The organism is Bradyrhizobium sp. USDA 3397 (assembly GCF_054060965.1).
In genome coordinates this window covers 1,097,818-1,110,685 of the sequence record NZ_JBSSDS010000001.1, presented here as the reverse complement: position 1 = coordinate 1,110,685, position 12,868 = coordinate 1,097,818, and the positions used below count along the sequence as shown (strand labels likewise).

The window sequence follows — 12,868 nt, the reverse complement described above, 5'->3', positions numbered from 1 at the left end:
GTTGCCGGTGCGCGGCGAGGAGCTTGCACCGGATCCGTAATCGGCCGGGGTTGCCGGGCCGTCCGCCGGCCGCGCCGCTAACGCGGAATTAATCCAGAAAGCCGACAATTTTAGGCAGTTGTGTATGGGTGCTGCGTAAGCGGATCGTCGCGAGGGCGTTCCAGGGGCGGCTTCCTGTTGCTCGCTCCATGGGGGTCAGTGCAAATGACCACGTCCTTCGAAACGCCAAGCTTCGCCGAAGAGCTCGACGCCGTCGCCCTTGCAGACGCTGCAGGCGCGCAGGAGCCCGCAGGCCCGGAAGCTGAAACGCCGCCAATCACGCCCCGCCGCAAGACGATCCTGCCGCTGGCGGTGTGTGCGCTCGCCATCAACGGCGCGGCGGCCATCTATACGTCGCCCTCCGGCATGCCGTCATTGAATGTTGCCAGCCTCGCCGAACTGCTGCCGCGGCAGGAGGCACCGGCACCGAAGCCGGATCCGGTCGTCACCGCGCTGAAAGAGATCCAGTCGGCCCAGCAGCAGCACACGGCTTCGCTGCAGGAGAACAACCAGACCCTGCAGCAGAATGCAGCCCTGCTGCAGCAGGATTCGCTGGTGCTGCTGTCCCTGCGGCAGAGCATCACGGAGGAGCGGGTCGACGTGAAGAAGATCTCGTCGCAGCTCTCCACGCTGATCGCCAAGGTCGACTCGCTGCAGAATGTGATGATGTCGGACGTGACGTCGTCCGTTCGCAGAGCGAATGCGCGCTACGGACTGTCCGCCGCGATGCGCAAGCGGCTGGTGCGTGAGCCCAAGCCTCTGGGGCCTCTGGGCCCGGTGTCGATCGGAGGGGCGCCGCTGAGCGTCCCGGCTGCGGTGGCGGGGCCGGAGAGCTGAGGATGCGTCCTAGCTAGGCCGCTTCCTCCTCGAACGAGGTATAGACCCGGCCTGTGGGATCAACTACCTGAACGTCCCAGCACCCGTCCTGGACCAGCTCCCTGGCCTTTTTGAGGGCCGCGGCGAGTGAGGACCGCTTGAGATTGACGACGCCCGCCGTGTCGAAACCGTTGATTTCAAACATGCCGTTCCTCCGGTTTTGAGGAATGCTACACGTTTCCGGCGCGATGTCAGCGGGTTTGTCAAAGTTTCAGTTGCTGGGCCTTGGCCTCCAACCGTATTCCTGATGGGAGATCGTGGCGGTGATGTCGGCCTCTTTGTCTGCCGAGAGGCGCCAGGCCGCCACTCCGAAGCACAACGTCAGGACCAGGGCCGTCGCAAGCAGAAGCATCGAGACGAAATGGCTCACGCGGGTCACCAGCGGTTGGAGGCTACGAGAGAGCGAACACGGGTTGCCGATTCGGAAAATACAGACGGGCTGACCTAAAGCCCTGGTTTCCACATCAAGTCACACAGGACCAAAGGCGCTCACGATCCCGATCGTGATCGGGACCAGCGCGACGATCGTCCATAAGGCGGGCGAGCTGGAAGACAGACCGGCGAAAAAGATCAAGAGACCGAAGCCCACAAGGGCCGCCGAGATGGCATAGGCGAGTGCTTTTTCCATCGTTCGATCCACGAGGAAACGGGATGGATTGCGCCTGTAGGACTCACCGCCGTTCGAAACGTTCCCATGCTGATCTGGATTGGCCGTGCATCGGCATCTCCGCAGCTCCGCTCAGCATGTCGACCACCACCGAACTGTCGAATACTTCGCGCTTTGCTGGATCGGTAGCCAAGTCGCGGATCAGGGCGCGTTCGGCCGCATCTTTGCGAAGTTTCTCGATCTGCGCCAGATAGTCCTTCATTGGCAACTGGCTCCGTTTGCGCAAACAAAACGTACAAGCAATGTGCGAAAGCGAGCAGAAGCGATTGCCGATTTTTCCTAGTCTTCGATGGCTTTGGCCTTCCCCAAGGTCCAAGCACCTCCAGCGGCCCCGGCCTCACACCCCAAAAGCCCCCCACGGTCGGGGCCGTCATTGGATCGCAGCCGTGACGCCTGCCCCTGAACGTTCGCAGATGGAGGAGCCGAGTCGCATCGCTCGAACTGCGACAACGGCGCAGCACTGTTCAAAGGAACTGGCTCCATGCCTCTGCATTCCTCGATTGCATGATTTTCCCACTTTTTGGTCGGCTCGGGTGACGGAGGGGGTACATGGGCACTTTCGATCACACCGCTGTTCTGAAGCAGCGTTTCGATGAGCTTGCTTCTGGGCTTTCCGAATTGGAAGACCTGCGCTCGCGCGTAGTCGCAGCCGAGCAAATGCAAGAGAGACATAGTCACGAGGGCAAGCCGCCCCCGACAATACGCAAGGGTGCCAACCCTAAATCGCGATCAGCAGAAACCGATCGGCCAAAGAGGCGCTAGGCGCGGCCCCCGTGCCACGCTTCAGAACGAGGGCCGCCGCTCTGGATAGCGGTCCTACCTGGTTACCATAGGTCCGACATGAAACTTGCCAGCCCTGGTAACGACAGGTTCGTCCTGGAGGGATGTTCCTGCATCAACAAACGTGAATCCAAAGGAACGGCCCCGGGCGTCCCGGGGCTGGCTGCGGACACACCGAGGCCGCCCGACGCACCACTCAGCGTGGCACGCCGGGTGATATCGTCTGCTCAAACATTCGAGCTGGGTGTCTCAAAAGATACCGTCTAGAATTAAATCTTCGAGGTCTAGGCCAGAACCGGCCCCGACGGCAACGCGAACGGTGGCCGGTGAACACGTTCGAATGCGGCGCCCGAGAAAGTGGACCGCAACCTTGGAGGCCCGCCGGTTCACGCCCGCGAGCCACCCCCATTCGCCGCACGCGGTTTCTCCGCGCGCGAGGGCATCAGCAGAAGTAGCAATTGTTCAGCTCGCTCCTTGGTCAGATTGGCCGCCATGTCGGTCCCGATCAGTGCTGGGCCCCTGCGTTCTCGATCGTAGACCATCCAACCCTTGCCGCCCATGCGAATGAAGAATCGGCTTTGCAGCGGAACCTCGTCAGTCAATGAAGCATGCTCCCGATTTGCCCAGCACCTCTCAGAAGTGGCATTCTTCTTTGTAGCTTCATTCGCATATGTGAATCGTTTCGGGAAAAAGTGGTAATTGGTCGGGTTTTCGTTCACAGTTGAGTGCACTGTCACCGTAGTTTGTCAGCGGTTTTGGCAGATCCGGTGGGCGGGCTGCTTGGAACGCCTCCCTTGACTTCACGACCGTGGTCACGCGCCAGCGGGCGTTGAGTTCATGGGGAAGCCGATGATGCAGTGTGCATCAACCGGCGAAGGTTCGGCCTTCCTGCGTCAGCTCGAAGCTCTCGCCATTTGCGTGGAGCAAACCAGCCGCGACCATTTGCTTGGCTAATGACAGGCTGCACACCGGATGCGAGCCGCCCGGATGATACAGCCGCGCGCCCCGCGCGATCAGGTGCCCATACAGCAGAGCGAGCCGCAGCGGCTTGATCATCCCGGGCGAGATATTTGGCATTCCTGCCAAAGCGTGCGGAAGGCCCGTCATTCCTGCGTGGAGTCGAACGACTGACAATTGTCAGTCTGCGGAGCATGACCGCGGCTGGCTGCAGCTAATCGCCCGCGAGCGACTGCATCGCTTCCAAGAGGCGTTCAAGCCCGAACGGCTTCTGGAGCATGATGCTCCCGGACACCGGACGCGGAGCGGCGTGCGTATAGCCGGTCGCGTAGATCACAGGCATGCGCGGATTGGATTGCCTGCACTGGATGGCGACATCCCAGCCCGTCAGCGAACCTGCCAACCTGATGTCGGTGAACAAGAGATCGGGTGTGGCTTCGGCACAAAGCTCGAGCGCGCGCTCGCCGCTATCAGCTTCCATCACCTCATGCCCGTGAGTTTCCAGGATGTCGACCACCACGTCCCGGATCAGGTCTTCGTCTTCGGCTACAAGAACCCGCAAGTCTCCCTCCAGTCGCGCTCTTCGTCCACGACGTGAGGACCATGCGCAGAAAACGTAGTGCCGGCTGGTCGGGCCGCCTCGGCCAACGAGCCAGCGAGACTCAAGCTGGAACGGGTGGCCTTTGTTCCTGCCCTCCTGGTGAGCCGGACGGCATTTCGATTTTTGCTACTTGATTTTATTGGTGAGCGCGCTGGGGCTCGAACCCAGGACCCCGTGATTAAAAGTCACGTGCTCTACCGGCTGAGCTACGCGCTCCCATGGCCGCTGATGGCTAAGATAAGAGATCGCCATCGTGTTCGGACATTCGAGAGGCATGTCTTGCCGCTTCGCCTAGAGATCGCGTTGCGGGGAAAACCGGCTGTTTCCGGATCATGCCTTCGGCCCGCGCTGTGTAGGGGGAGTGGCTGCCGAGGTCAATAGTGCGGGTGGTTGCCGAAGATCGCGGCAGGAGCGGGGATTGGCCTGGGCTATCCGTCGCTTAGGCCAAAATTCTCACCTCGATTGGCGGCCGGCCATCCACGCCGAAGACCTCGTGACTTCAAAGCACGAGGTCCGAAGACCGGCGTGGAGCAGGATCAGTTCGTCTCCCGCCGCACCTCGCTCGGCACCGGCTGCGGCGTTGCGCTCGGGTGGGGCAGCGCGACAGGGCGCAGGCCGATCAGCTCGGCGGTGCGGATCGCGCTGTCGCGCCAGAACTGGAACGAGTTGATGCGGCTGAGCTCGAGGATGGCGATGGCGACCGCGGCGAGGAACGGCAGGCTCTGCAGCACCAAGACGCCGGCGAAGATGTAGATCTCGGTGATCTGCTTGTAGCTGTTGGTGGCGATCAGCACGCCGGCGCCGACCAGGAGCAGGGTGCCGATCACGGCCTCCCAGAACGCCTGGAACTCGATCGACATGCGGGACAGGCCGCCTTTGGAGGTGCGGGCGAAGGCGATGTGCTCGGTGATCAGGCCCTGCGCCACCGCGCGCGACACCGTCCATTGCACGCTCATCGCCGCGATCATGGCACCCAGCATCTGGCCGGGCTTGATGGCGACGCGGGCGCGGTACATCGACAGGAAGTGCACCAGCGAGACGATGAAGGCGCCGATAATCGGCAGCGTCAGGATCTTGTCGGGAATGGCGATGTCGGCGAAGGCGACGATCGGCACCCAGATGAGGTTGAGCAGCGCCACGACCACGCCGAGGCTTTCGGCGCCCAGCCAGTTCAGCCAGCCGAGGCCATATTCGCGCTTCTGGTCCGGCGTCAGCCGGCTCGCGCCGGGCAGGAAGCGGCGCCAGTGCTTCTTGACGATCTGCAGGCCGCCATAGGCCCAGCGGTGTCGCTGCTTCTTGAAGGCCTCGTAGGTGTCCGGCAGCAGGCCTGCGCCGTAGCGGGTGTTGGTGTAGTGGGTGGTCCAGCCGAGCTCCTGGATGGCAAGGCCAAGATCGCTGTCCTCGCAGATCGTGTCGCTCGACCAACCGCCGGCCATGTCCATCGCGGCGCGGCGGATCAGGCACATCGTGCCGTGCACGATGATGGCGTTGGCCTCATTGCGCTGGACCATGCCGATGTCGAAGAAGCCGGCATATTCGCCGTTCATGATGTAGTGCATGATCGACAGATCGCCGTCGCGGTGCTCCTGCGGTGCCTGCACGAGGCCGACGCGCGGGTCGGCAAAAGCAGGCACGAGGTCCTTCAGCCAGTCGGGCTCGACGACATAGTCGGCATCGAGGATGCCGATGATCTCGGCATCCGCCGCGGTGCGGTCCATCGCGATCCGGAGCGCGCCGGCCTTGAAGCCCTGCACCTTCTCGGCGTTGATGAATTTGAAGCGTTCACCGAGCGCGCGGCAATGGTCCTGGATCGGCTGCCAGAAGGCGGGATCCGGCGTGTTGTTGATGATGACCACGCATTCGTAGTTCGGGTAGTTCAGCCGCGACAGCGCATCGAGCGTCTGCTTCAGCATCTCGACGGGCTCGAAATAAGCGGGGATATGGATCGAGACCTTCGGGCAGTAATCCTCAGGCACGCTCTCGACCGGCTTGTTCTTGGCGATCAGGCGCTGCGGCGGCCGGCCGAAGGCAACCGCGGCGATCTCGTCGATGCGCGCCATCGCGATGAGGACCAGCGGAACAAGGAGGATCATGCCGAGCGTCAGCGCGAAAGCCGAGCCGAACAGGAAGTAGTGGCCGTTCCAATAGGCGAACACGGTCGCGGCCCAGGCGCCGACGCCGTTGGCGGTCGCCGATAGCAGGAAGGCTTGCCTCGCGGTCGCCTTCTCGATCCGCAGGATCGGCAGCGACAGCAGCACCCCGACCAGCAGCGCGATGCCCATCAGCTTCCAATAGTCGGGGTTCTCGACCGGGCCGGTCCAGGCAAATTTCGGCTCGCCGCTGGCATTGAGGACGCCCCAATACGGACCGACGCCGCCTTCGAAGAACTTCCAGGGCCGATCGAGGGCTTCGACGATGTTGTAGTCCATGCCGAGCGCTTCGGCGCGGGTGACGAAGTTGCGCAAGGTCAGCGCCTGCTGGAACGGACCTGGATCTGCGTTGCGCAAATTGTAGCCTGCGCTCGGCCAGCCGAACTCGGCGATCACGATGCGCTTGCCCGGGAACTGATTGCGCAGGAGGTTGTAGCGGTCCACGGCCTGGTCGACGGCCTGATCCGAACGGAAATTTTCCCAATAGGGCAGCACGTGCGCGGCGATGAAGTCGACGCTCGAGGCGAGGTCCGGAAAATCACGCCAGATGTTCCAGATCTCGCCCGTCGTCACGGGAACACGGACCGCGCTCTTGACCTTCTTGATCTTGCTGATGAGGTCCTCGACCTTCATCTCGCCGCGGTAGATCACCTCGTTGCCGACCACGATGCCGATCACGTTGCTGTTCTTGCGGGCGAGCTCGATGGCGGCCTTGATCTCCCGCTCGTTGCGATCCTCGTCCTTGTCGATCCACGCGCCGACCGTGACCTTGAGGCCGAACTCGGCCGCGATCGGCGGCACCAGCTCGCTGCCTTCCGTCGCGGTGTAGGACCGGATCGCTCGCGTGAGGGTCGAGAGCTTCTTCAAGTCCGAGCGGATCTTGTCGGGGTCGACGTTGAGGTCGACGACATGGCCCGGTTCGAACGGCGTATAGGACAGGCTCGGCACCAGGCCCTTGAAGTCCGGCGCAGGTTCCCTGTCGCGCAGGACTCCCCAACTGCCTGCGTGGAGCGCAGACACGAGCAACAGAACGGCGGCGACAACGCGCATCGCGGCTAAACCAATAGGGGCTGAGGTGGCAGGGAAGCGGATCCGACCCCGAGATCCGACCAAGTCCGCGGCAAAGGGAGCATATCTCTGCCGCGCGGTTTCACAACTGTCATGGCCTCATGTCCTTATGAGGGCATGGCCTTTTCGAACGACGCGCGGCAGTGCCAACCGTCTCTATGGCCGGTCGTTCCTGAACGGCAGCTGAAACGACCGGAGCTATTTTGGCTTGGGCTATTTCGCCGGCGTGGGGGACGGGCTTGCCGCAGGCGAGGGGCTCGCGGCCGGCTGCGGCTGCGCATTGGCGGCCGGCGCTGCCGGCTGGGCGGCCGCAGCCGCCGCCTGCTGCGGCTGGGCGGCCGGGTTGATCCAGCACGCGTGCACACGACTATCCAGGGTTTCCGCCACCTTGGGATCGATCTGGCCGCCGAAGCGGGTCAGGCAGCGGAACGCGGCCTGGATGTGGCCGCCGGGGCAGCCGAAGCGGTCGTAGAGGTCGAGATGGCGGAACGCGGTATCGAGGTCATCCCGCCACATCAGCCGCACCACGCGCCGGCCGAGCCAGACGCATTCGGGATTGCCGGCCGGGCCGTTGATGACCTGGGCGGCTTCCGCGAATTCGTCGGTGCGGCGCTGATTCTGGGCGGCGTCCTTGGCGGCGTCGGCGGGCTGGGCGGCCGCCTTGCCCTGTTCGGGGCCCGGCGGACCGCTCTGGGCGGAGGCGCCGCCAGCACCGGTCAGAACGAGCAGGCAGCAGACGGCCAAGGTGGCGGCGAACTGCCGCAGGACCGCATTTCGTGACTCGAACACCCGTTGCCGCATGAATTCCCCAATGTATCCGCTGGCCGTCCGCGTCAGGAGCCCCGCGGACGCGCTAGCTGATGGCGTCCAAATGGGTCTCCAATGCGGCGGAAAAGTCTTTCGGAGTCCATGACCTGTATTTCGAATTTTGTCCAGCAAAGTCACGATCCTAGATCACCTTTGAACCGGCGCAGGTAAATTCCCTGGGGGCGCGAGGGATCCACCGGACGTGCCCCCTTGGCAGACGGCGTGCGAGAAGGTAATCGACGGCCCTTCGCGGAGGACGGAACCGATTTCTCTTCGTACGCCACTGGCGCTTCTGCTCGTCTCACTGGGTGCGATCGCTGCCGTGTGGTGGTGGCTTGCCACGCCGATCACGCTCGCGCGCGCCCCGATCGATCCCGCCGACAAGGTTCAATGCGTCTCCTACGCGCCGTTCCGCGGCGAGCAGTCGCCGCTGGACGCATGGACCCATATCGAGGCCGACCAGATCGAGCAGGACCTGCGCCAACTCAAGGAGATCACCGACTGCGTCCGGACTTATTCGCTGGAGAACGGGCTCGACCAGGTGCCGGCGATCGCCGCCAAGGTCGGCGGGATGAAGGTGCTGCAGGGCATCTGGCTCTCCAGCAACCGCACCAAGAACTACGAGCAGGCCGGGCTGGCCATTCGCCTCATCAAGCAATTCCCTGACGTCATCACCTCCGTCATCGTCGGCAACGAGGTGCTGCTGCGCGGTGAGATGACGACGGCGGACCTCGTCGCTCTCATCCGCCTGGTGAAGACCCAGGTCGGCGTGCCCGTCACCTATGCCGATGTGTGGGAATATTGGCTGAAGAACCGCGAGGTGTATGACGCCGTCGACTTCGTCACGATTCATATCCTGCCCTATTGGGAGGATTTCCCGATCAAGGCGAAGTTCGCTGCCGCCCATGTCGAACAGATCCGCGAGCGCATGGCGGTGGCGTTTCCCGGCAAGGAGATCCTGATCGGCGAAACCGGCTGGCCGAGCGCGGGCCGCATGCGCGACGGCGCACTGCCCTCGCGCACCAATCAGGCGCGCGTCGTCTCGGAAATCCTCGGCCTCGCGAAGGCGAACAAGTTCCGCGTCAACCTCATCGAGTCCTACGACCAGCCCTGGAAGCGCAGGCTGGAAGGCACCGTCGGCGGCTATTGGGGCCTCTACGACTCGGTGCGCCGGAGCCTGAAATATCCGCCGGGCCAGCCGATCAGCAATTTCCCGTACTGGAAGTGGTACATGGGCGCGGGCATGGGCCTTTCCGTGCTGGTGTTCGCGGTCGCGCTGATCACGCTGCGCCGCCGGCCGTGGACGCCGCGTTTCCCGGCCTGGCTGGGCGTCGGCATCTCGGCGACCACCGCCGGAATCCTGCTCGGGATCGGCGCCGACAAGATGTACTACGAGAGCTACGGGATCGGCGGCTGGCTGCTCTGGGGCGCGTTGCTGCTGGCCGGCATCCTGTCGCCGATCTTCTGCGCGCAGGCGATGGTGATCGGCCGCAGCCTGCCGACCTTCCTCGACCTCCTCGGCCCGCGCGAGGGGAGGAAATGGTCGAAGCTCACCGCGGTGCTCGGCCTGACGCTGGCGGTGACGGCGGTGATCGCCTCCGCGACCGCGCTCGGCTTCGTGTTCGACCCGCGTTACAAGGATTTTCCCTACGCCGCGCTGACGATGGCGGTAGTGCCGTTTGCACTTCTGATGCTGAACCGGCCGCAGATCGGCCAGCGTCCGATCGCCGAAGCCGTGTTCGCGGGGGTGCTGGCGCTGTCGGCCGTGTACGTGCTATTCAACGAAGGCCGCGACAATTGGCAGTCGCTATGGACCTGCGCGATCTATCTGTTGTTCGCCCTCACGCTGTGGCGGGCGCGGGCCGAGCAAAGCCAAGAATAAGCAGGCCGATCGCAAGGCCCGACAGCACGACATTGTAGAGCACGATGCCGAGGCCGGCGGCGATGAGGCCGACGGTCAGCAGCACGATCGACGGCCGCATCAGGTTCAGCGTCGCAACCACCAGCGCCACGATACCGAATACCGAATTCTTGAACAGCACGGTCGAGACCGAGCGCGACTTGCAGACCAGGGTCTGAAGCCCGGCGTCGCAGGCGAGCGCTACTTGCGAAAACTCGATCGCGAGATAGCGCACGTAGAGCGCAGAGCCGACGGTGACGAATCCGACCACGAGCAGGAACTGCACCTGGTAGGGCGTGAGGCGGAAGGGCTTCTTTGTCATGGCGGCAATATGGTCGGGAAGGCGCGGCCAGGCAACAGGGCAGGCGAGGTTTCTGTTGATCCGCCCGGGCACTCTCCAGGAACACGCGAGCCTCCCGCTGGTTCTCAACGTTGTGTTGCCAACACCGCCTAGGAGTGAGGCATGGAGAAGCCGACGCAGGAGCAGCTGAGCGAGCTCAAGAGGCTGAGCAGGGAGGCGCGGGTCGAGGATTGGTCGGAAATCGTCCGCTCGAAGGACGAGGCGGAGATGCGCATCCGCGATCTGAAGGAAAAGGCGCGCATGGAATAGTCATCGCCTGCGCCAAGGACGATCAGCGGGCGATCAATTGCGACCTTGCGTGTTCCGGCTCTGCTCCGCCAGCCGGCGCTCGTATTTTTCAGCCAAGGCGAGCAGTCGCTTCCTGATGTGGGGATCGGCCCGCTCGGCCAGTTCGCGGATCAACGCGAGTTGCTCCCGCAGAAAGTTCGCGTCCGTCATCTCCGCTCCGAATCAAGTCCGGTGCGGAGTGTGCCGTGTCTGGTTGGTCTCGTTCGTATCATTTGGTACTTGGGCGGAGGCATGAAGCCGCTCACCGGCGATGTGCGACTACCAGACTTACTTCAACCCCAAGCGACGTTCGAGCCAGCTGAGCGCGAACAGCACGAATAACGTGACTGCGATGGCGGCGCCCACCAGCAGCCAGGCGCCCAGCGCGCAGGCGATGCCAAGACCGGCAGCGATCCAGACAGTCGCCGCCGTAGTGAGGCCATGAACCGTCTTGGCCTTGACGTCGTGCAGGATGACGCCCGCACCGATGAAGCCGACGCCGCTCAGCACGCCGGTAACAATGCCTTGGACCACCCTCGAGACTGCATCCGGGTGGTCGCGCAAATTCTGAAACTCGATCACGGAAATCGAGATCAGCGCAGAGCCCAAGGCCACCAGCGCCAGGGTGCGCATGCCCACCGGCTTGTCGTTCATGTCGCGGTCGATGCCGATCACGAGGCCCGTAGCCGCCGCGACGAGTAGCCTCAGCACATCATCCAGTTCGTTCATCAAGACCCGCGTTTCTGGAGGGGCGACGCTTCGCGCGCGTCGGACATGGACCTGCGAACTTGCTGCCAAGCGCGGCCGAGGTCCAAGCGTCCGTTGGTCGCATGCTGGCTGCGTGCGCGCCGGGACCGAGGCGTCATGGCCGCCTGAAGAACGACGACAGCGTCGATCCCGCGGACGACGCTGCCGCCTCCGGTTTCGCCGGTGCTGGCGCCGGCTGCGCGGCGGGAGCGGGGGCGGGCTCGTCGCGCTTGGTGCGTTTTGAGGAGTAGCTGCGGCGGCGTTGCGGCTTTTCAGGCTTCGCGCTCGACACAGGCGCCGTTTCGGCTGCAGGGCCAGCGTCCTGGCTCGTCTCCGAACCCTTGTCCGGGACTCTGTCCTGAGTCTTCTCTTGCGCCTTGTCCGGACCGCTGCGCATCGACAGGCGCTGGCCGTCGAACACGGTGGTCTCGCAAGGGCGGCCGTTCTCGACGAGACCCGCGCAGAATTTTGCGGCGGCGGCGGCATTGACCAGGGGGCCGGCGCCCAGGCGGAGCTGCATGCCGAGGCCGGTGTTGCCTTCCTTGATCATGATGATCGGCCGCAGCGCCGCGATCTCCGGGTTGGACTTGGTCACGCCGCGCCAGAGCGCGCGCAGGCCGTCAACCGAGTTGGCGCCGCCGAGATCGATCGCAAAGCGCGTCTGCTGAACGGCGATGGCAGGGGATTCGCTCTCGGCGGCGTCCTGCGGCTTGGTTGCTGCCGCCACGATTTCGGCTGCGGCGGTTGCCGGCTCGGCCTTCTGCTCGGCTGTCTCAGGTTGAATCAGTTTCGATGCGGCCGGATCAGGTGGCGCCATGAGCGACTTGGCGGGCACCAGCGGAATGGTCGGCAGCGCCGAAGTCATGGCTGGAGTCTGTTGCACGAGCGAGGCGGCGGCCGCGGTCTGCGGCGGCGGGCTCGGCGGCTCCTTCAACGTTTCCTTCTGGGCATCCTTTGGCGAATCCTTCTGAGCGTCCTTTTGACCATCCTTGGCGGCTTCGCTGCGCGGCTTCTCGCTCGTCGCCGTCGGCGTCGAAGCGACCGGCGCGACACTGGGAGCCGTGGGTGCTGCGTCCTGCGGCTTCGCGCCCGGCGGCGGCGTGGCCGTTTGCTTGGCAATGGCGCCGGTGACGGAATCGAGCCCTTGCTCCAGCACGGTGACGCGCGAATACAGCCGGTCGCGGTCGCTGTTCAGCGTCTCGATCGCGGCGGCGAGCCGGCGCGCTTCGTTCTGGCTCTCCTTGGTCAGCAGCTGCAGCCGGTCGGCCTGGCGCACGAGATCGGCGGACGCAACCTGGTCGCGCCGCCAGCCGAGCTGGGCCTGGTTGGCCATCACGGCCAAGACGACGGCGCCGACGGCCGCCACGCCCCACGAGCCCAGCCGCCACATCAAGCGCCGGTCGAAAGTGCTTTCCTCGGCCAAAAGTCCGGAGAACAGCCCGCCGGTCTCCTTGGTGGAGAAGGCGTCCGCCAGTGGGTCGGAATCCTTTGCCATGAATGTTAAGCGCCCAGCCCCGTCCGGCTTCCCCGAATCAATCAGGGAACATTAACAGGAAAAGGGCGCCGCACTTGAATTCCGGGCGTTTGCGGGGGTAGCTAGGCGATAGCTTCCGAGGGCGTTGCCGCCCGTCCGCGCCAATTTGATTCG

General features: G+C 64.1%; 14 protein-coding genes and 1 tRNA gene. 3 read left to right on the top strand and 12 right to left on the bottom strand.

Translation table 11 applies throughout. The features are described 5' to 3' along the window. The first annotated feature begins 204 nt into the window (after nucleotides 1-204). The gene (locus tag ACVWYQ_RS05180; protein ID WP_456725495.1) at nucleotides 205-876 is read left to right on the top strand and encodes a hypothetical protein; all 672 of its coding nucleotides are present in this window, start codon (nucleotides 205-207) and stop codon (nucleotides 874-876) included. 13 nt (nucleotides 877-889) lie between these two features. Here ACVWYQ_RS05180 and ACVWYQ_RS05175 read toward each other — a convergent pair whose 3' ends face one another. The 8 genes from ACVWYQ_RS05175 to ACVWYQ_RS05140 form a co-directional block, all read right to left on the bottom strand. Beyond that, nucleotides 890-1,060, bottom strand: coding sequence for a hypothetical protein (locus ACVWYQ_RS05175; RefSeq protein WP_198399911.1), 171 nt, complete (start codon nucleotides 1,058-1,060; stop codon nucleotides 890-892). A 324-nt stretch (nucleotides 1,061-1,384) separates the two neighbouring features. Continuing rightward, nucleotides 1,385-1,543, bottom strand: a complete 159-nt coding sequence (locus ACVWYQ_RS05170; RefSeq protein ID WP_164936882.1) for a hypothetical protein — start codon at nucleotides 1,541-1,543, stop codon at nucleotides 1,385-1,387. 43 nt (nucleotides 1,544-1,586) lie between these two features. Continuing rightward, the gene (locus ACVWYQ_RS05165; RefSeq protein ID WP_404541006.1) at nucleotides 1,587-1,784 is read right to left on the bottom strand and encodes a hypothetical protein; all 198 of its coding nucleotides are present in this window, start codon (nucleotides 1,782-1,784) and stop codon (nucleotides 1,587-1,589) included. A gap of 1,442 nt (nucleotides 1,785-3,226) precedes the next feature. Further along, a complete protein-coding gene (locus tag ACVWYQ_RS05160) occupies nucleotides 3,227-3,418 on the bottom strand; it encodes a hypothetical protein (RefSeq protein WP_246732387.1) in 192 nt (63 codons plus the stop codon). A gap of 115 nt (nucleotides 3,419-3,533) precedes the next feature. Then, nucleotides 3,534-3,881, bottom strand: a complete 348-nt coding sequence (locus ACVWYQ_RS05155; protein ID WP_036012559.1) for a response regulator — start codon at nucleotides 3,879-3,881, stop codon at nucleotides 3,534-3,536. A gap of 179 nt (nucleotides 3,882-4,060) precedes the next feature. Further along, nucleotides 4,061-4,136, bottom strand: a tRNA-Lys gene (locus ACVWYQ_RS05150). A 320-nt stretch (nucleotides 4,137-4,456) separates the two neighbouring features. Beyond that, nucleotides 4,457-7,120, bottom strand: a complete 2,664-nt coding sequence (locus tag ACVWYQ_RS05145; RefSeq protein WP_404541009.1) for a glycosyltransferase — start codon at nucleotides 7,118-7,120, stop codon at nucleotides 4,457-4,459. A gap of 231 nt (nucleotides 7,121-7,351) precedes the next feature. Then, on the bottom strand, nucleotides 7,352-7,939 hold the full coding sequence (locus ACVWYQ_RS05140) for a beta-1-3, beta-1-6-glucan biosynthesis protein (protein WP_456725494.1): 588 nt from the start codon (nucleotides 7,937-7,939) through the stop codon (nucleotides 7,352-7,354). Nucleotides 7,940-8,267: 328 nt separating this feature from the next. Here ACVWYQ_RS05140 and ACVWYQ_RS05135 point away from each other — a divergent pair, with 328 nt between their 5' ends. Beyond that, nucleotides 8,268-9,827 carry a glycoside hydrolase family 17 protein gene (locus ACVWYQ_RS05135; RefSeq protein ID WP_456725493.1) on the top strand — a complete coding sequence of 520 codons (1,560 nt, stop codon included), beginning with the start codon at nucleotides 8,268-8,270 and terminating at the stop codon, nucleotides 9,825-9,827. On the opposite strand, the gene ACVWYQ_RS05130 is transcribed toward ACVWYQ_RS05135, so the two are convergent. Further along, nucleotides 9,787-10,167, bottom strand: a complete 381-nt coding sequence (locus tag ACVWYQ_RS05130) for a hypothetical protein (protein WP_036039729.1) — start codon at nucleotides 10,165-10,167, stop codon at nucleotides 9,787-9,789. The genes ACVWYQ_RS05135 and ACVWYQ_RS05130 overlap by 41 nt on opposite strands. A 141-nt stretch (nucleotides 10,168-10,308) precedes the next feature. Between ACVWYQ_RS05130 and ACVWYQ_RS05125 the strand changes: the two genes are divergently transcribed. Beyond that, on the top strand, nucleotides 10,309-10,455 hold the full coding sequence (locus ACVWYQ_RS05125; protein WP_157286031.1) for a hypothetical protein: 147 nt from the start codon (nucleotides 10,309-10,311) through the stop codon (nucleotides 10,453-10,455). Between the two features lie 33 nt (nucleotides 10,456-10,488). Here the strand turns inward: ACVWYQ_RS05125 and ACVWYQ_RS05120 are convergent, their stop codons facing one another. The 3 genes from ACVWYQ_RS05120 to ACVWYQ_RS05110 all read right to left on the bottom strand — a co-directional run bounded on the left by ACVWYQ_RS05120 (nucleotide 10,489) and on the right by ACVWYQ_RS05110 (nucleotide 12,715). Then, nucleotides 10,489-10,644: a hypothetical protein gene (locus ACVWYQ_RS05120; RefSeq protein WP_162131179.1), complete on the bottom strand. Its 156-nt coding sequence runs from the start codon at nucleotides 10,642-10,644 to the stop codon at nucleotides 10,489-10,491. A 117-nt stretch (nucleotides 10,645-10,761) separates the two neighbouring features. Beyond that, complete coding sequence (locus ACVWYQ_RS05115) at nucleotides 10,762-11,202, bottom strand: MgtC/SapB family protein (protein ID WP_036012541.1); 441 nt, start codon at nucleotides 11,200-11,202, stop codon at nucleotides 10,762-10,764. 133 nt (nucleotides 11,203-11,335) lie between these two features. Beyond that, complete coding sequence (locus ACVWYQ_RS05110) at nucleotides 11,336-12,715, bottom strand: hypothetical protein (RefSeq protein WP_456725492.1); 1,380 nt, start codon at nucleotides 12,713-12,715, stop codon at nucleotides 11,336-11,338. Nucleotides 12,716-12,868 lie beyond the last annotated feature (153 nt).